This window comes from Colwellia ponticola, assembly GCF_005885605.1.
Taxonomy (GTDB): domain Bacteria; phylum Pseudomonadota; class Gammaproteobacteria; order Enterobacterales; family Alteromonadaceae; genus Colwellia; species Colwellia ponticola.
Genome location: NZ_SZVP01000006.1, coordinates 46,406 through 70,971, shown reverse-complemented (window position 1 = coordinate 70,971; position 24,566 = coordinate 46,406). Strand labels below are relative to the sequence as shown.

The window sequence follows — 24,566 nt, the reverse complement described above, 5'->3', positions numbered from 1 at the left end:
TATTTTTAAAAGTATTTAACCGCGCTATAGCTCTTCTCTAAAATATTTTTCAAAATAAAATTTATTTTACTAAATCTTTAATAAGCCTATAAAGAGTTATTAAAAATCTTTCCACCTTTTATAATGGATACCAACATCATGCCTAAATTAAGATCAGCAACTTCTACTCAAGGCCGTAATATGGCCGGTGCTCGTGCCCTATGGCGTGCAACAGGTATGACAGACGGCGATTTTGGCAAGCCGATTATTGCTGTAGTAAACTCTTTCACCCAATTTGTACCGGGTCATGTACATTTAAAAGACATGGGACAATTAGTGGCTGGCGCTATTGAAGAAGCTGGCGGCGTTGCTAAAGAATTTAATACCATTGCCGTAGATGATGGTATTGCTATGGGTCACTCTGGCATGCTTTATAGCTTACCATCTCGTGATTTAATCGCCGACTCAGTAGAGTATATGGTTAATGCTCATTGTGCTGATGCCATGGTTTGTATTTCTAACTGTGACAAAATTACCCCTGGCATGATGATGGCGGCAATGCGCTTAAACATCCCTGTTATTTTTGTTTCTGGTGGCCCAATGGAAGCCGGTAAAACCAAATTGAGCGACCAAATCATCAAGCTTGATTTAGTTGATGCCATGATCCAAGGCGCAGATCCAACAGTAAGTGATGAAGACAGTGATAAAATAGAACGCTCTGCCTGTCCAACCTGTGGCTCATGTTCAGGTATGTTCACCGCTAACTCGATGAACTGTTTAGCTGAAGCACTTGGCTTAGCACTACCTGGTAACGGTTCAATGTTAGCCACTCATGCTGATCGCAAAGACTTATTTTTAAATGCCGGCAAACAAATTGTTGAACTAACAAAGCGTTATTATCAAGACAATGATGACTCTGCACTACCTCGCAACATTGCTAACAAAGCTTCGTTCGCTAACGCTATGTGTTTAGACATTGCGATGGGTGGCTCAACCAATACTATTTTGCATCTACTGGCTATCGCACAAGAAGCAGAAATTGATTACACCATGGACGATATGGATAAATTATCACGTGAAGTTCCGCAACTGTGTAAAGTTGCGCCATCGACACCTGAATACCATATGGAAGATGTCCATCGCGCCGGTGGCGTTATTGCAATTTTAGGTGAATTAGCCCGTGCTAACTTACTAACAACTGACGTGCCAAACGTATTAGGAACGACGTTAGCTGATGTTATCGCTAAATATGATATCAAAGTAACTGACGATGAAGACGTTAAAAAATTCTATCGTGCTGGACCTGCTGGCATTCGTACCACTAAAGCCTTTAGCCAAGATTGTCGTTGGGATACCTTAGATGACGATAGAGCGAATGGCTGTATCCGTAGCATTGATAATGCATTCTCATTAGAGGGTGGTTTAGCAGTACTATCTGGTAACATTGCGGTAGATGGCTGTGTTGTTAAAACAGCGGGCGTAAGTGACGATAACCTAGTGTTTACAGGTCCTGCGCATATTTTTGAAAGTCAAGATGATGCGGTAGCGGGTATTCTTGATGGTAAAGTTGTTGCTGGTGAAGTAGTCGTTATTCGCTATGAAGGCCCTAAAGGCGGACCAGGCATGCAAGAAATGCTTTACCCAACCACTTACTTAAAGTCTATGGGCTTAGGGAAAGCTTGTGCTTTATTGACTGATGGTCGTTTCTCTGGTGGTACTTCTGGCTTATCTATTGGTCATGTTTCTCCTGAAGCAGCTGACGGCGGCACCATCGCTTTAGTTGAACAAGGTGATATCATTCATATTGATATTCCTACGCGTGAAATCACTTTACAAGTATCTGAAGCTGAACTTGATACGCGTCGTGCTGCCATGGTAGCCAAAGGCAAAAATGCTTGGAAACCTGCAGATCGTGTTCGTCCAATTAGCTATGCACTTAAAAACTACGCCATGTTAGCAACAAGTGCTGATAAAGGTGCGGTACGTAACCGTGCATTACTTGATGGTTTAGTCGATTAATCGACTTGCATAATAAAAATGGCGTTAGCAAAGAAACAATCTTGCTAACGCCATTAGTTTGATGGTGTCATGCCCGGGTGTTATTATCGGCAAGCTGATTTTTATTCCGTAGAGCAAATAGAGCTTAGATAAACCACCTCAATGATGACAATTTCATCGTTATACCCATTTCATTACTTACTGAGATTAGGTATTAACACTATATTTTAAAGTAATTTAGGCAATCCCATGACAGAAACACAAGCGCCACTCGCTGATGAAAAATCAACACAAGCCACACAATTAGATTACTTAAGACGCATTTTGTTAGCTCCTATTTATGATCTCGCCGTTGAAACCGAATTAACACACCTAACTAAATTATCAACGCGCTTAAATAATCAAATATATTTAAAACGTGAAGATCAACAACCCGTGCATTCGTTTAAGTTACGCGGCGCTTATAACAAACTTAATAACCTTAGTGAAGAACAGTGCATTCACGGTGTTATTGCAGCATCGGCTGGTAACCATGCACAAGGCTTAGCGCTTGCGGCAAAAAAACTGGGGATTAAAGCAACTATTGTTATGCCTAAAACCACACCGGATATTAAAGTCGATAATGTACGACGCTTTGGTGGTGAAGTGCGCCTAGTGGGTAATAGCTTTAATGAAGCACAAGCGGCTTCTATTGAGTATGCTAAAGCTGAGAGCAAAACCCTTGTTCATCCCTTTGATGATGTTGATGTTATTGTCGGTCAAGGCACAGTGGCTAAAGAGTTATTACAGCAATTACCTCATGCCGATGTAGTTTTTATTCCTGTTGGCGGCGGTGGTTTACTCGCGGGTATGTCGGTATATTTAAAGCAACTTAGCCCAAAAACTAAAATTATTGGTGTTGAAGCAGAAGATTCTGCCTGTTTAAAAGCGGCCTTTGACGCCGGCAAGCCGGTAGATCTTACCCAAGTAGGTTTATTTGCTGATGGTGTCGCGGTAAAACGTATTGGCGAAAATACCTTTAATTTAATTAAGCACTATTGTGATGAAGTCATTACGGTAACTACTGATGAAATTTGTACTTCAATCAAAGACATCTTCGAGCAGACACGTGTTATTGCTGAGCCCGCTGGAGCACTTTCTTTGGCTGGATTACAAAAATATTGCATGACCAGCAAAGGTGGTGAATCTTTAGCAGCCATTCTCTCTGGCGCGAATATGAATTTTCATACCTTGCGCTATATATCTGAGCGCTGTGAATTAGGCGAGAAAAAAGAAGCTATTTTAGCGGTCACAATCCCTGAAGAAAAAGGTAGCTTTAAGAATTTTTGCCAAGCAATAGGCAACCGCGCGATCACTGAGTTTAATTATCGATATTCAGATAAAGCGAGTGCGGAAGTGTTTGTTGGTGTTCGTCTTGGCGGTAGTGCTCAAGAGCATCAAGAGTTACTGCAAGGACTACTAAACGCAGATTATCAAGTAAAGGATTTAACCGATAATGAATTAGCTAAGTTACATCTTCGCTACATGATTGGTGGTAAAAACCCTAATACTCCGGATATTAGTGACAATGAGCGTTTATTTAGTTTTGAATTTCCCGAGTACCCTGGCGCCTTAGAAACGTTTTTAGCCGCGATGGGCGAACATTGGAATATCACCTTGTTTCATTATCGCAATCATGGCGCAGCCTTTGGACAGGTACTTGCCGGTTTTAATCTTGACAATAGCCAGCAAGAAGAGTTTTTTCAGCATATTGAGACCCTTGGTTATCAATGCCAAGAAGAAACTGACAACCCTGCTTACCAAACATTTTTGAATTAATGTTTTAACTGATTTTTAATAAGCTTTTAATTTCTTTTTAGTTACTTTGCCGCTACTTAATATAATGAACCAATAACACTATGTTTATTGGTTCATTATATTTTTACATCTGTTAACAATAAATTAAATCAGCTAACTATTGGGACTGTTGATATATTGTTTTTAATAGTGCTAAAATTAACGTGTCTTTTATATAACCTAACTGTTGCTTGTGCCTACTTTTATCAATAAAACCACCATGGTGTTATTATTTTGTTTGATCTTTATCGGTCAATCAATGGCATCTATGTCTATGTTTTATAATATGGTCAGTATGCAAGCAATGACTAAAGCACCATCGACAAGTAACACACACCATATGATGGCAGCTGACGATTCAGCGCATGATATGGCTGCTATGACTACTGACGATTGCTGTGCACAAGAGTGTGACTGTTTAACCAGTAGTTGCTCTACCGTCTCGGCATTTTCAGCAATAATCACTTACACGCCAATTTTTGCTACAACCACTAAAATAGCATTAACCAAGGTGTTAACTGTTAGTCAAACCCCCTCCTCACTTTATAGACCACCAATACTGAGCTAGTTACGGCCTCATTACGTCTTGATTTTGCTGCTTATCAAGTAGCAGAAATCTCCATTAAACAGTAAAAAATTATCGCAATTTCGCTGATAAGACCAGGTTCGTTAATTAAGTAATCTACGTTATACCTAGGAAAAAAACAAATACAGGCTTTTATTTTATAACGAGTTATTCAGAACAATGTGCTCGTACATTGTCTAATAAACTACATCCGTGTAGCGTTAACTATTAAAGAAATAACACCTTATCTTATTGTTTTAAATGGTAAAAATGTTCAGGTAATTAATGTAATTAGTGTAAATCAGCTATTCGGTAAAATATTCCCCCTAGGAGGGAGTTATGTTTTCATTTTCTTTTACAGCGACAGCAAACATTGCTATTACTCGTGTTGTCAGTACGCTCATCTTAACGGGAGTATTGTTCTATAGTGCAATAAGCACAGCTGCTGATCCCAACAGAGCTTGGTCGTTTAATAACACCATTAACACCGCACAAAAAAATGACCCTTGGCTCAACGGTAACAAGCACCAACAACAAGCTATTGAGGCGATGAGTCACGCCGCTACTAGCTTACCTGATCCTAAAATGTCAGTGGCGCTGGCTAATTTACCAACCAATGGTTTTGATTTTTCTCAAGAAGGTATGACACAGCTCAAGGTAGGCATTACGCAAATGTTCCCCCGTGGTGATAGTTTATCAATAAAAAATCAGCAACTGCGTATTCAGAGTCAAGCTTACCCGTTTCAGCGAGCCGATAGAGAAGCACAAGTTGCCGTAACCGTTGGCAGTTTGTGGCTTGATGCCTACCGCGTACAACAGAGTATTGCCTTAATAGAAAAAAATCGTGCTTTATTCGAGCAATTAGTTGGTGTCGCGCAGGCAAGTTATTCTTCAACATTAGGTAAAACGCGCCAACAAGACATAATAAGGGCGCAACTTGAATTAACCCAACTTGACGACAGACTGGATGTTTTGGCGCAGCAAAAAAATGCTTATTTAGGTCGATTGTCACAATGGTTATCAATGGCTTTTCTTAGTAATACCGCTCAACAAAGCAACACCACATTCAATCAGTTTCACGTGCTTAAGTTAACACCACAGTTACCAGAGCTAACTTTAATTTATCAAGACTTAGCTGATAAACGCTTAGCCACTACCGCTAACTGGCTATCTGTAGATGAGCTCGCGCGTTACTTTGCTCAGCACCCAGCCGTTATGGCTTTGGATAAAAAAATCTTAGCAACTAAAACAGGAGTTAACTTAGCTGAGCAAGCTTATAAACCTGAATGGGGCGTTACTGCTAGTTATGGCTATCGCGATGATGATCCTATGGGAAGAAGCCGTGCAGATTTTTTCTCTGTCGGGCTAACGTTTGATTTACCACTCTTTACTGATAATCGTCAAGATATGACGGTAAAATCAGCGATTTCAGCCACTGAAGCGGTTAAAACAGAAAAAATATTATTACTACGCCAGTTACTCGGTGCATTCTCCAGTGCACAAGGTCGCTTGTCGCGTCTGCATCATCGTCAGACCCTTTACCAAACAAGGTTATTGCCACAAACACATAATCAGGCGTTAGCTTCATTAACCGCCTATACCAATGATAATGGTGATTTTTCAGACGTAGTAAGAGCTCGTATTGCCGTGCTCAATGCTGAAATTGAGCAATTAAACATTACCGTTGAAGAACAGAAAATAATTTTAGAGCTAAATTACCTCTTTGTCGGTAGCTTAGCAAACCGTTTGGCAACACAAAATACCCTAAGCAGCGTTAAAAAAAGCTCAATAAACGAGCAGCAAGCATTTGCTAAACGTGAGGAAAAATAATGACTAGTTCACACAAAAACGATAACAACAAACCAAGTAATAACACACGTATCGCTACCTTCATCGCTATAGGCATATTCATTGGTGCTATTATCACCCTGATTGTGCTGAAATTATTACCAGTACAGCCTTTAAACAATAATCTTACAGGTAATACGGCTAATAGCACATCTAGCTCTGATGAAAGTAAACCGCTGTATTGGGTCGCACCGATGGATGCTAATTATCGCCGTGACCAACCTGGAAAATCTCCTATGGGCATGGACTTAATTCCTTATTATGGTAGTCAAAACAATAGTATTGATGAAGGTGTTGGCACTATTCATATATCGCCAAGTGTTATTAACAATTTAGGGGTTCGTACAGCAACAGCGACTTATAGTGCGCTCAACAGCACAATAAAAACTGTTGGTTATGTCAGTTATGATGAAAGAAAATTAGTCTATATTAATCCAAGGGTTACTGGCTGGATTGAAAAACTTTATATTAATGCCATTGGTGAACCGGTCACCAAAGGTCAACCACTTTATGATATTTACTCGCCCGAATTAGTCAATGCTCAAGAGGAATTGCTACTCGCTTTAGAAAGAAAAAGTAAGCCTTTAATTAGCGCGGCTGAAAATCGCCTTATCGCGCTCAAAATCCCGCAATCAGCAATAAACACTTTAAAAAAAGCAAGGGAAATACAACGTAATGTCACTTTTTACGCACCACAAAATGGCGTTATTGAAAGCTTAGCGGTTAGAGTAGGCTTATACGTAAAACCTGAAAGCAATATATTATCAATAGTCGATTTGTCACAAGTATGGGTAAAAGCTGAAGTTTTTGAGCACGATATTTTTAAAGTAGCGATGGGCGATAGCGCCAACATGCAATTAGATTATTCTCCTGCCAGACAATGGCGCGGTAGCGTTGAGCATATACACCCGATGCTAGACCCAATAACCAGAACCGGTATTGTTCGATTACATTTTGATAATACAGACCATAAGCTACGACCAAACATGTTTGCGCAAATTACCATTGCCACGGATAGTAACCAAGAACCTGTTTTACAAATACCTAAAGAAGCAGTTATTCGCACGGGTCACCAAAACCGAGTCGTGTTAGCGCTCGGCGATGGTTATTTTAAATCTGTTGCGGTGCAAATTGGTCGTTTTGATGATCATAATATTGAAATACTGTCAGGTCTTTCTGCGGGTGAAAAAGTGGTAAGCTCTGCCCAGTTTTTACTTGATTCAGAATCAAGTAAAAACTCAGATTTTAAGCGTATGGCGGTTGAGCAAACCCCGAAAGAAAATGCCCATGCTAGCCCCCAAAAAAATGAAGTTGACTCAGCCACTGTCCATGGTACGGTTACTGCGGTGATGACTGATCATCGCATGGTCACTATCGACCGTGAGGCTATTGCCAAGTGGGATCGCGCCGCTGCCAGTGTTGACTTTATTGTCAGTGAAGCTGTCGATATAACACTTTTTACTGTTGATGCTTATCTGATGTTTACTTTCGAGATTCATAACGGCGAATTTATTATTGTTAACGCCATGGTGATGGAGCAAGGTATGTCACATGACTCTTTACATGATGACTCTCACGGTACTTCACATAACGCCAATACTGACATGAGTACAAATATGAACGATGACATGAGCCATAACATGCATCAGGGAGAGAAATAATGATAGCTGCCATTATTCGTTGGTCGGTCGGCAACCGTTTTTTGGTGATATTAGCGACCATGATCTTAGTAGGGACTGGCTTGTATGCAATAAAAAATACCCCTGTTGATGCCCTGCCTGATTTATCTGACGTACAAGTTATTATCAAAACGAGCTACCCAGGACAAGCGCCACAAGTGGTTCAAGACCAAGTCACTTATCCGCTTACAACCGCCATGTTATCAGTACCAGGCGCTGTCACTGTGCGTGGTTTTTCGTTTTTTGGTGATTCGTATGTTTATGTTATTTTTGAAGAAGATACCGATCTTTATTGGGCTCGCTCTCGTGTATTAGAGTATTTAAGTCAGGTTTCCGCCAACTTACCTAGTGAGGCAAAGCCACAATTAGGTCCTGATGCTACCGGTGTTGGTTGGGTTTACCTTTATGCGTTAATCGACAAAAGCGGACAACATGATTTAAGCCAATTACGTAGCTTACAAGATTGGTTTTTAAAATATGAATTGCAAACGGTAAAAGGGGTCTCAGAAGTCGCTCCACTTGGCGGTATGGTTAAACAATACCAAGTACAGGTGAATCCTGACAAACTACGCGCTTTTGGTATTCCGTTATCGCTTATTCAAACCGCTATTAAACAAGGCAACCAAGAAATTGGTGCTTCTGTAGTAGAAATGGCCGAAGCTGAGTATATGGTGCGTGCTACCGGTTATTTAAAAGGGCTCGACGATCTTGAAAATATTCCCTTAGGACTTAATAACAATGGCACGCCTTTATTGCTTAAAGATGTTGCTCACATAAGCACTGGTCCACAAATGCGCCGAGGTATTGCCGAGCTTAACGGTGAAGGTGAAACCGTTGGTGGTATTGTAGTAATGCGTTTTGGCGAAAATGCTCAGCAAGTCATTAACCGGGTAAAAACCAAACTCGAACAGTTAAAAAAAGGCCTGCCTGATGGCGTCGAACTGGTCACCGTGTATGACCGCTCTGCGTTAATTGAACGCGCGGTAAGTAACTTGGCGGTCAAGCTATTAGAAGAGTTTGCCGTTGTGGCGTTAGTTTGCGTTATTTTTCTGTTTCATTTACGTTCTTCCTTGGTGGTCATTATTAGTATCCCCGTTGGTATTTTAACGGCATTTATTGTGATGCATGCACAAGGCTTAAATGCCAATATCATGTCGCTTGGCGGTATTGCTATCGCTATTGGCGCTATGGTTGATGGCGCTATTGTGATGATTGAAAACATGCACAAGCACATGGAGCGCTTACCCGAAAATGAACCATTATCAAACGCAAAACGTTGGCAAGTAGTGATAGACTCTGCCTGTGAAGTCGGCCCGGCATTATTCTTTAGTTTACTTATTATTACCGTCAGCTTTGTTCCTGTGTTTACTCTTGAAGCACAAGAGGGGCGGATGTTTTCACCACTGGCTTATACTAAAACTTATGCTATGGCAGCCGCAGCAGCATTAGCCATTACCTTAGTGCCGGTATTAATGGGTTATTTTATTCGTGGTAAAGTACTGGCAGAACATAAAAATCCGGTCAACAAGCTGTTAACTCGTTTATATATGCCCGCTCTCAAAACCGTATTACATTTTCCCAAAATGACTTTAGCTACCGCTGTGGTAGTGCTTATCATTGGCTTATATCCCTTAGATAAAATAGGTAGTGAATTTATTCCGCCACTTGACGAGGGTGACCTAATGTATATGCCAACGACCTACCCTGGTATTTCTATTGGTCAAGCAAGACAGTTATTACAGCAAACAGACAAGTTAATTAAAACCATACCCGAAGTAAAAACTGTTTTTGGCAAAGTGGGTCGTGCAGAAACAGCGACCGATCCGGCTCCCTTAACTATGATAGAAACCTTTATTCAATTTAAGCCTAAAAGTGAGTGGCGCGAAGGTGTCACTATCGCTAGCTTGAAAAAAGATCTTGATGCCTTAGTCAAATTCCCTGGTATCACTAATGCCTGGGTTATGCCGATAAAAACCCGTATTGATATGCTCGCTACCGGCATAAAGACGCCCGTTGGCATTAAAATATCAGGACCAAAACTAGAGACTATCCAAGACATTGGCCAACAACTTGAAAGTATTTTAGTTAATGTTCCCGGTACCGCATCAGTCTATTCAGAGCGTGTTGCTGGCGGTCGTTATATCAAGGTTGATATTCAACGAGCTAAAGCCGCCCGTTACGGATTAAATATAAGTGATATTCAACAAGTCGTTGCTAGTGCTATTGGCGGTATGAATATCACCAACACAGTAGAAGGCTTAGAGCGCTACCCAGTAAATTTACGTTACCCGCAAGATTACCGAGACTCACCCGAGCAGCTTACACAATTACCTATCGTTACGCCTAGCGGCCAACGGATTTCATTAGGAGATGTTGCCAATATATTTATTGAGGATGGCCCTGCTGGTATTAAATCAGAAAATGCCCGCTTAACTGGCTGGGCTTACATTGATTTAACGGATGCTAAAGGCATTGATGTAAACAGCTACGTAGCCCATGCGCAAACAATACTCGATAAGGAATTAATACTACCAACAGGGTATTCAATTACTTGGGCGGGTCAGTATGAATACATGCAACGCGCCAAAGCTAAATTAACCTATGTTGTACCCTTAACCTTAGCCATTATTATTGTATTATTATATTTAAGTTTTCGTAATGTTATTGAAGTCGTAATGATTTTAGGCACCTTACCACTCGCTATGGTGGGTAGCGTTTGGCTAATTTACTTACAAGACTTTAATTTTTCAGTGGCTGTAGGTGTTGGTTTTATTGCCCTAGCCGGTGTTGCTGTCGAAATTGGCGTTATCATGTTAGTTTACTTGAACCAAGCCTATCAAGCCTTATTAACTGAAAATGCTACGCAAAATAAAAAGACCACTAAAGCGGAGGTTTTACAGGCGGTACTTGAAGGCGCTGGTTTAAGAATAAGACCCATCATGATGACCGGCGGTACCGTGATTGTCGGTTTACTGCCGATATTGTATGCTTCAGGTACTGGCTCAGAAATTATGAGTAGGATAGCTGCTCCTATGGTAGGGGGTATGGTAAGTGCTATATTATTAACATTACTGGTGTTACCTACGCTATATTATTTGTGGCGCTCTGCTAAATTAAAATAATAATGCTCAAGAGAATAAGCATGATAAAAGTCGCTAAACACTTACTTTATTTTAGCCTGATTTATTTTACGCTATCGGTAGCTATTATCACTAAAACTGTACAAGCAAAAACCTTAGTTATTGCTTCTGATGAATGGTGTCCTTATGTTTGTAAGGACGATACCTTGCCGGGCTTCTTAGTTGAAATAGTGACAGAAATAGCGGCGAATAACGCCATTAAAGTAAAGTTTTACTTAATCCCTTTAGCAAGAGCATTAGACCTTGCTAAAAAGGGTGAAGTAGACCTATTACTCGCTTTAACAGCCCAGCATATTACTGATTTCAATCTACAAAGTAGTCAGATGGCTTTCGGTGGTTTATACAATGACTTTTATGTTCGTTCTGCTGAGAAATGGCGTTTTACCACGATTGATGATTTAGATGCTAAGTTAAAGAGCAATGCTATTTTAGGTATCATTAATGGTTATCAATACGGTAGTAAAATATCACAATTACTATCAGAAAATGTTAACCATGTATTCCGCGCCAGTGGTAATTCCCCCTTACTGAAGCAACTTGAAATGCTCAAGATGGGGCGCTTAGATATTGTATTGGATTCAAGGTTTACCGTGCAATATCAATTATCAAAGTTGTTAACTGAATCGGCACCAGTAAAGTCACCCAGTAGCTCGACAATTGTTTATGCTGGCACAGAAGGAGGATTTACCCCTTTATTTGTCGGTTTTTCACCGTTATTGAGTGAAGCACAGGTGCAAATTTTTAATCAGGGCTTAATAACACTTAGAAAAACTGGCCGACTAAAAAAAATACTTTTAAAATATGGCGTAACTGATTGGCAGTGATAGTGATACCAAGTCTATTAAGTTATTTCCCACTCAGCGAGAATTAAAAGGCTTAGAGGCAAGGCTTTGATTGAAGAGAATGGTTATTCAGGAGAATGTGCTCCTGCATTCTCTAATAAGCTACTTCCATGTAGCGTCCTTGTCAAAATCTATAACGCCGCATGTAAGCCTTTACCTTTTATTAGGTACTCGCCCTTGGGAGCTTATTAACAAACTGATAACAGCACAAAATTGATGAAATATAGAATAACTATAATTAACAAATTTTGCTTGTTCTAAGCTCGTTAATACAGCTCTGAGTTAGGAATAAATTTAATAGAATTGGTATTAATTGGTAAAACAACTCTCATTAATCTCTATTAATGAGAGCTGCTAATGATTTACTGCTTAATGTTTTGCTGCATAATTCTCAACGGCCTGCCAAACACGCATTACATTACCCGACAGTATTTTAGCAATATCTTGCTCGCTATAACCGCGCTTTAATAAACCTGCAATCAAGTTAGGATAAGAAGCGACATCTTTTAGATTGTGCGGCAAGCTATCACCAACGCCATCATAATCAGATCCAATACCGACATAATCAATACCGACTAACTTAACGACGTGATCATAATGGTCTAGCACATCCGATAGACTAGCAAACGGATAAGGGTGCTTAATTTTATATTCCGCTTTAAAGGCTGCAACCGCCTCACTGTTTTGTTCAACATTATTTTGCTCTATAAATTCTTCAATAGCCGCCTTGCGTGTCTTACCGTAATCAATCGCTTCTTGGTTAATAAAACTAGAGCCAAAGTTAATTTGGATAACGCCACCATTTTTCGCCAGTGCTTTAATCATGTCATCACTCATATTACGCTCAAACCCCGGAGTAAAATGACGAGCCGATGAATGCGACGCAATAACTGGGGTTTTGCTTAATGCCATTACGTCATAAAAAGCATCGTCTGAAATATGAGAAACATCAACCATTACGCCAATATTATTCATTTCGGTCACTAGTGTTTTGCCAAAGTCAGTTAAGCCGCCTGCTGGGCGCGCTTCATCATAAGAAGAGTCTGAAATATGGTTAGCTTTGGAATGCGTCAAGGTAATATAACGAATACCGCGATCATAAAAGTGTTTGAGATTAGCTAAATCACCCTCAATAGGGCTACCGTTTTCCATGCCCATTGGTAGTGAAATAATACCCTTGGCAAAGTTTTCTTCAACGTCTGTCGTTGAATAGGCTAAAGCAAACTTATCAGGTGAGTCATTAACGATATCTTCAACCATGGTAATTAACTTATCAGCGAGTGCTTTGCTACCGCCAGTTTGCTCAAGTGAAGCGGGGATATATATCGACATAAAAGGTGCATCTAAGCCACCAGAAAGTGCTCTGGGAAAATCAAAATCGCCATGTGCCGTATGCTCAGCAACATTTTCAAATTCATTTTCTAAACGATAAGGCACATCAATGTGGCCATCAGTAATAATATACTTTTTAGCAATAACTTGAGCTAACGATGTTTGGTTAGCTGTAACAGTAGGGTTATGCTCGCTGTGTGTAGTAGGTGCTTGGCAAGCACTTAACGCCATGCCTAATGATAAAGCAACTATCGTCATTAAGAAGGTACGTTTACCAGAAGCTTTTTGAGTGGTTTTATTGGCTGTTAGCGAGCATAAGTTAGTATTTTTTTGAGGCATTATTTTTATCTTTTTTGCTATTGAAAAAATTACTTTGCCAATGCCCACTAATAAAGTCAAAGCATAAGCCTTAAATAAAGGTAAAAGTAAGTTTTTATAAGGTGAATGGAATTTTTCATTAATAAACGAGTTAAAAGTGAAGCGTCTTTTTCTATTTTTAAGCAATAAATCAACGCAAAAGGTAAGCAAGATAGTTAGATAAAAAGGTGCTTGATATCTGTACAAATGCATAGTTGCCTGACTTAATTCCACATAGTGGGATTACCATGAAAAGTAGTTTACTAATACAAGTTATCTTATAGAATAAAATTTAATAGCTATTACCAAACTGGTTATAGGCTCTATATACATTCATTCTAAAGGTTCTCTGTTTTATAAAAGATTCATTGTTAAACAGTAATTATTTTAGACCACTATCACCCCAAATTAAGGTCAGTTTTAGTTCGTTATTAGAATAAAATTATAACAAAATACAAAGTTGACACTTGTGTCAACTAATCATTCTGCTATAGTTATTCGATACGGATATTCAAAACCATACTAAAAACTAAAATGAAAGCGGGTATAATAATGGTAAAAAATAAAATAAAATTCCTGTTAAACAATAGGTTAGTTGAAATAGCTAACCTAGACCCTAATACAACAGTGTTACAATACTTACGTGAAGAGCAATTTAAAACAGGTACTAAAGAGGGTTGTGCTTCTGGTGATTGTGGTGCTTGTACTGTGGTACTCGCTGAACTAGATCCTGAAAACCCAGCCCAATTAACGTACAAATCAATCAACTCATGCATCACTTTTATCGGTAGCATTCATGGTAAACAATTGATTACTGTTGAAGATTTGAAAGAGGGTGCTAAGTTACATCACGCCCAACAGACTATGGTTGATAACCATGCCTCTCAGTGTGGCTTTTGTACCCCTGGTTTTGTGATGTCATCATTTGCCTTACATAAGCAAAATAACAAACCTAATCGCGCTGAAGTACTCGAAGCATTGGCGGGTAACTTGTGTCGTTGCACGGGTTATCGTTCAATTATTGAAGCGGCAATCACCTCTAGTGAAGGTGTTGCAGAAGATTCTTTTGCTAAACACTACCAACAAACCGTTGCCTCGCTTAATGAGTTACAAAAACTACCGACGCCTTCATTAGTAGGTAACGGTAATAACTTCATCGCGCCAACCAATATTGATGAGTTAGCGACAGAGTTAACCAATGAGCCAACATCAAAGTTAGTCGCTGGTGGTACTGACTTAGCCTTGTCTGTTACACAAAATTTAGCGGTAATTGATAAGTTAATTTATGTAGGTAACGTGGCCGAATTAACCACGTTAACAGAAACAGACTCTGACATTATTATTGGTGCAGCTCTGCCTTATAGTGAGTTCATTGATACCTTACATCATTATTACCCAGACTTAGGAGAAATGATTGAACGCATTGGCTCTAAGCAAGTACGCAATACCGGTACCTTAGGTGGTAATGTCGGTAACGCATCGCCAATTGGTGATATGCCGCCAGCGTTAATTGCGCTTGGCGCGACCATGACCTTACACCTTGATGGTCAAGAACGTACTATTTTAGTAGAAGATTTCTTTATTGATTACAAAAAGACGGTTATTCAACCGTCAGAGTTTATTAAGTCCATTCAAATTCCTAAACCTAAAGCAGGACAAACCTTAAAACTTTATAAAATATCTAAACGTATTGATGATGACATCTCTGCGGTATTAGCCGCTTTCTTTATTGAACAAGAAACTGAACAAGACGGACAAAAAATCACCAAGGTGCGATTAGCCTTTGGTGGTATGGCAGGTATTCCCAAACGAGGCTTAGCAGCAGAATCGGCATTATTAGGTAAAGATTTTACCAAAGAAAGCGTTGCCCAAGCTAAAAAAGCCTTAGCAACTGACTTTCAACCGATGAGCGATGTACGTGCTTCAGATAAGTATCGTATGACCGTAGCGCAAAACTTAATTGAAAAGTGCTACTTGGAGCTGCAAAGCACTAAGACAAGAAAAGTTATTGAAACTCGAGTGGTGAATCATGCGTAGTCTAATTGATGTAAAAAAAGCAAGTTCAAATACAGATAAAAGTGTTGTTAAAGGTCAAGACAATATTGGTTTAGGTGGTGTTGGTCGCTCTAAAAAACACGATAGTGCCGACAAACACGTCGCCGGTGAAGCGATTTATGTTGATGATCGCCCAGCATTACGTGGTGAATTACACGCTTATGTCGGTCAATCTACCATGGCACACGCTAATATCCTGTCAATGGACTTATCTGCGGTAAAAGCCGCCGAGGGTGTTGTTGCTGTTATTACGGTTGAAGATGTGCCTGGTCATACTGATATCGGCCCTGTTTTTCCAGGTGACCCCGTCTTAGCCATTGGTAAGGTTGAATTTATTGGTCAACCACTATTTGCTGTCGCAGCGACAAGTTACGATCTTGCCCGTAAAGCGGCAAGATTAGCTAAAGTAGAGTATGAAGAGCTTGAAGCGGTACTAACCGTAAAAGATGCCTTAGCGAAACAAAACTTTGTTCGCCCTCCTTTTAGCATGAAACGTGGTGATTCAGATACCGCTATTGCTACTGCCGCTCACCAATTATCAGGTGAAATTGTCGTTGGTGGTCAAGAACATATGTACCTTGAAGGTCAAGTCTCTACGGCTGAGCCTACTGAAGATGGCGGCATGAATATCTACACCTCTTCACAGCACCCAAGTGAAGTGCAAAAGCTAGTTGCTGAAGTGTTAGATATTCCGCTAAACAAGGTGCTAGTAGATATGCGCCGCATGGGCGGTGGTTTTGGTGGTAAAGAAACTCAAGCAGCGCCTTGGGCCTGTATTGCCGCTTTATTAGCGAATGTCACTAAACGCCCGGTTAAATTTAAATTAGCGCGTTTAGACGATATGGTGATGACAGGTAAACGTCATCCCTTTGAAAACAACTACACCGTTGGTTTTGACCAACAAGGTCAAATCAAGGGCATTAACATTGAAGTCAATGGTAACTGTGGTTACTCACCTGATTTATCTGATGCGATTGTTGATAGGGCCATGTTCCACTCCGATAATGCTTACTTCTTAGACCAAGCAACCATTACCGGTAATCGCTGTAAACTAAACACAGTGTCTCATACTGCTTATCGTGGTTTTGGTGGTCCTCAAGGTATGATGACTATTGAAATGATCATGGACGACATTGCTCGCCACCTAGGTAAAGACCCGTTAGACATTCGTAAAATCAACTTATATGGTAAAGATGAACGTAACGAAACGCACTACCACCAAACCGTTGAACATAACAATTTGTCTGAAATTATTTCATCATTAGAACAAAGTTCAGATTACCAAGCTCGCCGCAAAGCAATTACGGAATATAATACTAACAGCAGTATATTGAAAAAAGGTATTGCCTTAACACCAGTTAAATTTGGTATTTCATTTACGGTTCAACATTTAAACCAAGCCGGTGCACTAGTGCATATTTATACTGACGGCACCATTCACTTAAGCCATGGTGGCAGTGAAATGGGTCAAGGTTTAAATATTAAAGTTGCGCAAATTGTTGCCGAAGAATTTCAAGTGGATGTAGACACAGTCGCTATCTCTGCTGCTCGTACTGATAAAGTACCTAATTCGTCGCCAACAGCCGCCTCATCAGGAACCGACTTAAATGGTAAAGCAGCGGAAGCCGCCGCTAAAACCATTAAACAGCGCTTAATCGACTTTGCTTGTGAAAAATATCAAGTAGAGGCAGCGCAAGTTAAGTTTGAAAACAATCATGTGATTGTCGGTGAACAAAGCTTTAGTTTTGCCGAGTTCTCACAAATCGCTTACATGGGTCGTGTGTCATTATCTTCTACCGGTTTTTATAAAACGCCGAAGATTCATTTTGACCGTGCTACGGGTCAAGGGCGTCCATTCTTCTACTTCGCCACAGGTGCTGCCGTATCTGAAGTCATTATTGATACCTTAACTGGTGAGTACAAAACCGTACGTACCGATATTTTACAAGATGTGGGTTCGTCCATTAACCCCGCGATTGACATTGGTCAAATCGAAGGTGCTTTTGTGCAAGGTATGGGTTGGTTAACCACTGAAGAGCTAGTATGGAATGAGCAAGGTCGTTTACTGTCAAACAACCCTGCTACCTACAAAATCCCCGCGATTAATGATGCTCCTGAAGATTTTCGCGTCGCCTTAGTACCTAATGCGCCTAATGGTGAGCGCACTATCTACAACTCTAAAGCGGTAGGTGAGCCACCATTTATGCTAGGTATGTCAGTTTGGTCTGCACTAAAAGATGCTATTGCTAGTGTTAATGATTACAAGACTAGCCCGACACTTGATACGCCTGCAACACCTGAGCGTGTACTCTTTGCTGTTGAAGCAATAAAAAGAGCAGCGAAGTAATTCGCTAGTGTGAGGAGTATCATCATGAAAATGAATTGGGCTAGCGCTGCACATCAATTAAACAAACAGGGACAAGCCTATGTTATTGCCACAATTGTTGGTGTAACAGGTTCAACACCGCGTAATAGTGGCACCAAAATGGTGATCAGTCGTGATGATATTTTTGACACCATAGGGGGGGGGCATCTTGAACATAAAGTGATTAAGCATGCTCACCAACTATTAACGATGGGTGATGCCTGTCAGCACCTAGAACATTTTCAATTAGGGGCACAATTAGGTCAGTGTTGTGGCGGCAATGCTAGCGTGTTATTTGAATGCTTTAGTGCTAGTGGGGCCAACATTATGTTATTTGGTGCCGGTCATGTAGGTAAAGCGCTGATACCTATTTTGGCTGGTTTACCTTGTAGCATCACCTGGGTAGATAGTCGCGCAGAGCAGTTTCCTAACGACGTTGACAATTACCACAATGTCACTGCAGTAGTGAGTGAAAACCCGGCGGAAGAAGTATCACTGATGTCAGTTAATAGCTACTACATAGTCATGACACATAACCATCAGCTTGATTACGACATTAGTCATAATATTTTAAAACGTGCTGATTTTGCTTATTTAGGTTTAATTGCCTCTGATGCTAAGTGGCGACGTTTTCAGCAAAGATTTCAACACCGCGATATTGCTAAAAGCTTAATAGATAAAATGAACTGTCCTATTGGCTTAGCACAAGTACAAGGTAAATTGCCGATGGAAGTTGCGGTGTCGGTCGCCGGTGAAATAATACAGCGCTATCAAGCGGCGCAAGTATTAGCTAATCCTAACGCCAATAAACAAAAAAATGCCAAGTCACAAAGCACTAAACAAGGTATCGCTTGGCAAGAACTAAAAGACTTAGTGCCTCAAGCAAAAGCCTGTTAACGCGTGAACGTTGGCAGTATCGTTAATTTTGTTAGTTTACTACTGAGGCTTATATTTTAGGTAAGTACAATAAGATATAAAAATAAGGCTTCTGGGCTTTGCTCGTAAGCAACTAAAATAACGGAATAAAATGCCTTAACAGGATAAATAAAGTAATGATTGAAGATTGGTTCGCACAAAATAAGTTATCTGCTACTGATGCACTATTAGAGCAAAAATTAAAGACTCACTATATCGATTTGGCTAGCGAGCGCCTTGGCGGTGAAACATTGTCGTGTAGTGATGATTTTTTTGCTAAAATGGAAAACTTATTAAAGCCAGGTCGTGGGGTTTTTATTGCCGAAAAATTTACTGAACACGGTAAATGGATGGACGGTTGGGAATCACGCAGAAGTTATGGTCGTAATAATGGCCGAGATTCAGACTGGTGCATCATTCGTTTAGGCATTCGTGGTGTTATCCGCGCCTTTGATATTGATACTAATTACTTTCGTGGTAATGCGCCAGAAAAAGTCTCAGTGGAAGCCTGTGTTAGTGAAATGCAACCAGACAAAGATACCGTTTGGCACACCGTTTTTGAAGCCACTGACATTGAAGCGCATAGCCAAAATCTGTTTGAAATAGCCAATGATACCGTATGGACTCATGTACGTTTACGTATGTTTCCTGATGGCGGAATTGCCCGTTTTCGCGTATATGGTGAAGCTTATGTTAACTGGGACGATTTTGTCGACGGTGAGCTGATTAATTTAGCCTCAATTAGTAATGGTGCTAAAGCCTTATTAGCCAGTGATATGTTTTTTAGCAATAAAAATAATCTCATTATGCCTGGTCGTGGTGTTAACATGGGCGATGGTTGGCAAACTAAGCGTAGTCGCAACCCAGATCCCGATTGGTCAATTATAAAACTTGCTGCTACTGGCAGTGTCAATAAAGTCATCATAGATACTTGTCACTTTAAAGGAAACTTTCCAGACAGCTTTATGCTCGAAGGCTGTATTAGTGATAACGATGATTTTACTGACGATACCGTAAACAGAACTTGGACAACCATTATTCAAAATACTAAATTACATGCTCATCGCGAACATGTGTTTACCAAAGAAATTATTACTGAAAAAAATCAACCTTTTACTCATGTACGTTTAAATATTTATCCTGATGGGGGTATTTCTCGTATGCGAGTGCTAGGTAATCGCCAAGGTTAATTCGCGTCATTTTAGCAAGATTAACCTAACTGCACTGTGTTAACCGCATAGTTACTAAAGCCATTAAAGTCAGTTGCTACTGTTTAGTAGAACTGATGAAAGGAACCAAAATATGATACTAGAAGATTTAAACCAACTACCAGAAAAAGATGCACACCATATGTTTATGCAGTGTTGCACTTCAAGCGCATGGGTTACCAGAATGGTCGAAGCTCGTCCATTTGCAAGTCATGAAGCATTAACACAAGCAGCGGATGAGGCTTGGAAAGGTTTAACAGAACAAGATTACTTTGAAGCATTTGAAGGTCACCCAAAAATTGGTGACGTAAGTAGCTTACGTGCTAAGTATGCCAACACTAAAGAATTAGCAGGTAACGAACAAGGTCTAGTTAAAGAAGCTAATGACGAAGTACTTGAAGTGCTTTCTCAAGGCAACGCTGACTACGAAGAAAAGTTCGGTTTTATCTTCATTATTTGTGCGACAGGAAAAAGTGCCAAAGAAATGTCAGATTTATTACAAGCTCGTTTACCAAATAACAGAGAGCAAGAAATTGTAAATGCTGCTGAAGAACAACGTAAAATCTTTCAACTTCGCATTAATAAAGCCTTAGCTGAAGGTTAATAACAAACTCACTTTATCTATAACTTAAGGAAATAACATGAGCCAAATTACTACTCACATACTTGATACTACCCGTGGTTTACCAGCAACAAATGTACCTATTACTTTGTTTGCTCAAAACGGTGACAGCTGGACAAAAATCAATAGCGGCGTTACTAATGACGACGGTCGTTTACCCGGTTTATTAGCTGATGATGAAAAATTACCTGCTGGCGTTTACCGCATGCATTTTGCAACAGCGGCCTATTTTGAAGCAAATAAAGAAGAAGGTTTTTACCCTTACGTTGATATCGTTTTTGAAATCGATGCAAGTGGTACGCATTACCATATTCCATTATTGTTAACTGCTTACGGTTACTCAACATACCGCGGTAGCTAATAACAATACCGGTATTACTAAAGCAACGCTAGCGTAATACCGGTGTAGTAAATACATTAAGAAAAAGTGTCAAGCCAGTAAAAACTGAATACATAGCAACAGCATAAAGCGTTTACTTACTATTTTCTGTTACTTTACTGGTTTTTATTTGCCTATCAAAAGTAAACCATAAAAATAAATTAGTCATTCCACTAAAAGATTATCAATATAATTATAAAATAAATAAACAACAGGTAATAACTATGTCTACAATAACGTCTATAGCAACTCACAATGTCACAAAAGCATATCGCGGTGAAATACTGCATTTTGTCGCCGATCCAGCTAAAGTCGCTGAAGAAGCAAGCTATCAATATTTTGAGGATGGCCTTTTAGTAATAAAAGATGGTTTGGTTGACGCCGTCGGCAATGCCAGCGATCTATTAGCTTCATTACCCGACACTATTGACGTTAGCCGCTATGAAAATGGCTTAATTATGCCAGGGTTTATTGATACTCATGTGCACTACCCGCAAACTGAAATGATCGCCTCTTATGGTGAGCAATTACTAGAGTGGCTTGAAAACTATACTTTCCCAGAAGAAAAACAATTTGCTGATATTGAACACGGTAAACGCGTTGCCGAGTTTTTCTTAACACAATTATTAGATGCAGGTACAACAACGGCATTGGTTTTCGGTACGGTTCATAAAGAATCTGTCGACGCCTTCTTTACCATTGCCCAACAGAAAAAATTACGCATGATTTGCGGTAAAGTACTGATGAATCAAAATTGCCCTGATGACCTTAAAGATACCACTGAATCTGGCTACGCCGACAGTAAAGCACTGATCGAAAAATGGCATAATACCGACAGATTACAATATGCGGTAACACCACGTTTTGCGCCAACATGCTCAACCGAGCAGTTAAACAAAGCCGGTGAATTATTAAAAGAATACCCTGATGTTTATTTGCATACCCATTTATCAGAAAACAAAAATGAAATAGCTTGGGTAAGTGAATTATTTCCAGACAGTGACGGCTACCTTGATGTTTATGACAAGAGTAGCTTATTAGGCCGACGTAGTGTGTTCGCTCACGGCGTACACTTACACGATCATGAGTGTCAGCGCTTAAGTGACACCAACTCAGCTGTGGCATTTTGCCCAACATCAAATTTATTTTTAGGCAGTGGTTGTTTTAACTTACAACAAGCTGAAGCGTTTGATGTCAATGTTGGTTTAGGTACAGACATTGGCGCGGGTACAAGTTTCTCCATGTTAACCACATTGAATGAAGGCTACAAAACACAACAATTACGTGGTAATAAATTAAGCCCATTTAAATCATTTTACTTAGCCACATTAGGCGGTGCTATTGCGCTAGATTTAGAAGGGACTATTGGTAATTTCGTCAAAGGCGCTGAAGCTGATTTTATTGTACTTGACTATAATGCGACGCCATTAATGGCAAAACGCATAGCTCGTTGTAAGAATTTAACAGAGAAATTATTTGTCTTGAGCATGCTCGGTGATGACCGCCATGTAAAAGCAACCCACATTATGGGTGAAAAAATTTAATAAAAAGCTATTAATTTTGATCATCTTAGGTGATTATATATATCTGAGCCAAATTTAAGCGCACATATCATTGGTGAACACATTATAAAGTGTACCAGTTACGTTCAACAGAAAGTTGCCTTCGCTGAGTTAAGGCAATATCACTTAAGAAATGAATACTTGTATAATACCAAGCGGATTAATTTATTGACCCGCTTAGCACTCTACCTGAGAGTTTAGAACAAGCACATAGTTGATACACTTTTGATACTACAAACTTGTGACTGAACTCCGAAGAGTGAGTTGTAAAAAACTTATAAGCAATGTTATTGATTTTGACAAGGGATGAACCATTCTCTGCAATCAATATCTTCCTCTACGTTTTTATTACTGACTAAGCGATCAATAAGTTAGGCTACTTGCTATAACGGGTATCTGTAACGTCTAACAGAAAGTTGCCCTCATACGTTAAGGCAACATCACTAAGAAAAATGAATATTCAACCCCTATTTAGTTAATTATAAAATTATAAAACGCTTGCTACGAGTAGGCGTACAAAAGGAAGAACTATGGACCCGTATATTACTGAGTGGTTAAACTTAATCATTCGTTTCGCACATTTAATCGTAGGTATCGCTTGGATCGGTGCTTCATTTTATTTTGTTTGGTTAGATAACCATCTTGAAAAACCGCCTGAATGGAAAGAAGAAAAAGGTGTTTCTGGTGACCTTTGGGCTATCCATGGTGGTGGCTTCTACGAAGTAGCAAAATACAAATTAGCACCACCAAAAATGCCACCATTATTACATTGGTTTAAGTGGGAAGCTTACACCACATGGATCACTGGTTTCTTATTATTATCACTTATGTTTTATGTTGGCGCTGAGTCTTACTTAATTGACCCTCGCGTTAAAGATTTAACACAGTGGCAAGCAATTGGCCTTGGGCTAGGTGCTATTATTACTGGTGTAGGTAGTTATGAAATCTTAGTAAGAACTAAGCTTAGAGACCACGGTTTAGTATTAGCGTTTATCTTATTCGCCATTATCACAGCTTTATCTTACGGCTTAACGCAAGTATTTAGTGCTCGTGGTGCTTACATGCATATGGGTGCCATTTTAGGTACTATCATGGCTGGTAACGTGTTTTTTGGTATCATGCCATCACAACGCGCCCTAGTTAAAGCGGTAGAAGAAGGTACTAAGCCTGATGCTAAATATGGCCTTAACGCTAAAGTACGTTCAACGCATAACACTTACATCACGTTACCTGTATTGTTTATTATGATTTCTAATCACTACCCAATTACTTATAACCACAGTGCTAACTGGTTAGTGTTAATGGCAATCATCTTAATTACTGCAACTGTTCGTCAGTACTTTGTTTTACGTCACTTTGGTAAGCAAAAACCTATGGTATTAATCGGTGCTGTTATTGCTACTATCGCTCTTGCTTATGCAATTGCTCCAAAAACGGTTGAAATTACTGCAGAGCAAAAGCAACAAGTTATTACTGATGCACAAGTATTATCAATTATTGAAACGCGTTGTAGCGCTTGTCATGCAGAAGTACCTACTGATGATGTGTTCAAGTCTCCACAAGGTGGCGTTATCTTCACAGACATTGCTTCTATTAAGCAGTGGGCTCCAAGAATTGAAGCGCGTGCAGTCAACTCTAAAGATATGCCGTTTATGAATAAAACAAAGATAACAGATGAAGAACGTTTAACTCTGTCACTTTGGATAAACCAGCAAAAATAGTAAACAGATAAAAATGTAGAGGCTGAGGTGCCCGTATTGCGGGCCCTCACCTCTTAAATAATAAGTAATGACCCCATAGAAAACACTACATTCTCATACTAGCTAGGAACGCTTATATAATTTTTCATACGACAAGCATGTTATTTATAATGAAAATAGCGAA

16 protein-coding genes are annotated in these 24,566 nt (G+C 39.8%); 15 read left to right on the top strand and 1 reads right to left on the bottom strand.

What is annotated here, in order from left to right; all coding sequences use genetic code 11:
- The first annotated feature begins 138 nt into the window (after window positions 1-138).
- The 7 genes from ilvD (at window position 139) to FCS21_RS08475 (ending at window position 11,869) form a co-directional block, all read left to right on the top strand.
- Complete coding sequence (gene ilvD / locus FCS21_RS08505) at window positions 139-1,998, top strand: dihydroxy-acid dehydratase (RefSeq protein WP_138622390.1); 1,860 nt, start codon at window positions 139-141, stop codon at window positions 1,996-1,998.
- Window positions 1,999-2,226: 228 nt separating this feature from the next.
- Entirely contained in the window at window positions 2,227-3,795 is a 1,569-nt protein-coding gene (gene ilvA, locus FCS21_RS08500; RefSeq protein ID WP_138622388.1) for a threonine ammonia-lyase, biosynthetic, read from the top strand.
- Window positions 3,796-4,006: 211 nt separating this feature from the next.
- Window positions 4,007-4,381, top strand: a complete 375-nt coding sequence (locus FCS21_RS08495) for a CopL family metal-binding regulatory protein (RefSeq protein ID WP_138622386.1) — start codon at window positions 4,007-4,009, stop codon at window positions 4,379-4,381.
- Between the two features lie 336 nt (window positions 4,382-4,717).
- Window positions 4,718-6,208 carry a TolC family protein gene (locus FCS21_RS08490; protein ID WP_138622384.1) on the top strand — a complete coding sequence of 497 codons (1,491 nt, stop codon included), beginning with the start codon at window positions 4,718-4,720 and terminating at the stop codon, window positions 6,206-6,208.
- Complete coding sequence (locus FCS21_RS08485) at window positions 6,208-7,887, top strand: efflux RND transporter periplasmic adaptor subunit (protein ID WP_138622382.1); 1,680 nt, start codon at window positions 6,208-6,210, stop codon at window positions 7,885-7,887. The genes FCS21_RS08490 and FCS21_RS08485 overlap by 1 nt, the downstream gene beginning before the upstream one ends.
- The gene (locus tag FCS21_RS08480) at window positions 7,887-11,027 is read left to right on the top strand and encodes an efflux RND transporter permease subunit (RefSeq protein ID WP_138622380.1); all 3,141 of its coding nucleotides are present in this window, start codon (window positions 7,887-7,889) and stop codon (window positions 11,025-11,027) included. Before FCS21_RS08485 ends, FCS21_RS08480 begins: the two co-directional genes overlap by 1 nt.
- A gap of 20 nt (window positions 11,028-11,047) precedes the next feature.
- A complete protein-coding gene (locus FCS21_RS08475) occupies window positions 11,048-11,869 on the top strand; it encodes a substrate-binding periplasmic protein (protein WP_138622378.1) in 822 nt (273 codons plus the stop codon).
- A 387-nt stretch (window positions 11,870-12,256) separates the two neighbouring features.
- Here FCS21_RS08475 and FCS21_RS08470 read toward each other — a convergent pair whose 3' ends face one another.
- Window positions 12,257-13,477, bottom strand: coding sequence for a dipeptidase (locus FCS21_RS08470; protein WP_222927961.1), 1,221 nt, complete (start codon window positions 13,475-13,477; stop codon window positions 12,257-12,259).
- A gap of 651 nt (window positions 13,478-14,128) precedes the next feature.
- Between FCS21_RS08470 and xdhA the strand changes: the two genes are divergently transcribed.
- The 8 genes from xdhA (at window position 14,129) to FCS21_RS08430 (ending at window position 24,403) form a co-directional block, all read left to right on the top strand.
- Window positions 14,129-15,613 (top strand): xanthine dehydrogenase small subunit, encoded by a 1,485-nt coding sequence (gene xdhA / locus FCS21_RS08465; RefSeq protein ID WP_138622376.1) that lies wholly within the window; start codon window positions 14,129-14,131, stop codon window positions 15,611-15,613.
- Window positions 15,606-17,978, top strand: a complete 2,373-nt coding sequence (gene xdhB, locus FCS21_RS08460) for a xanthine dehydrogenase molybdopterin binding subunit (protein WP_138622374.1) — start codon at window positions 15,606-15,608, stop codon at window positions 17,976-17,978. Before xdhA ends, xdhB begins: the two co-directional genes overlap by 8 nt.
- Before the next feature lie 24 nt (window positions 17,979-18,002).
- Window positions 18,003-18,893 (top strand): xanthine dehydrogenase accessory protein XdhC, encoded by an 891-nt coding sequence (xdhC, locus tag FCS21_RS08455; protein WP_138622372.1) that lies wholly within the window; start codon window positions 18,003-18,005, stop codon window positions 18,891-18,893.
- A 155-nt stretch (window positions 18,894-19,048) separates the two neighbouring features.
- Window positions 19,049-20,101, top strand: coding sequence for an allantoicase (gene alc, locus FCS21_RS08450; RefSeq protein ID WP_138622370.1), 1,053 nt, complete (start codon window positions 19,049-19,051; stop codon window positions 20,099-20,101).
- A gap of 112 nt (window positions 20,102-20,213) precedes the next feature.
- The gene (gene uraD / locus FCS21_RS08445) at window positions 20,214-20,723 is read left to right on the top strand and encodes a 2-oxo-4-hydroxy-4-carboxy-5-ureidoimidazoline decarboxylase (protein WP_138622368.1); all 510 of its coding nucleotides are present in this window, start codon (window positions 20,214-20,216) and stop codon (window positions 20,721-20,723) included.
- A gap of 37 nt (window positions 20,724-20,760) precedes the next feature.
- Window positions 20,761-21,102 (top strand): hydroxyisourate hydrolase, encoded by a 342-nt coding sequence (gene uraH, locus FCS21_RS08440; protein WP_118056131.1) that lies wholly within the window; start codon window positions 20,761-20,763, stop codon window positions 21,100-21,102.
- Window positions 21,103-21,344: 242 nt separating this feature from the next.
- The gene (gene guaD, locus FCS21_RS08435) at window positions 21,345-22,664 is read left to right on the top strand and encodes a guanine deaminase (RefSeq protein ID WP_138622366.1); all 1,320 of its coding nucleotides are present in this window, start codon (window positions 21,345-21,347) and stop codon (window positions 22,662-22,664) included.
- A gap of 548 nt (window positions 22,665-23,212) precedes the next feature.
- Window positions 23,213-24,403: a urate hydroxylase PuuD gene (locus FCS21_RS08430; protein ID WP_138622364.1), complete on the top strand. Its 1,191-nt coding sequence runs from the start codon at window positions 23,213-23,215 to the stop codon at window positions 24,401-24,403.
- Window positions 24,404-24,566: the final 163 nt, after the last annotated feature.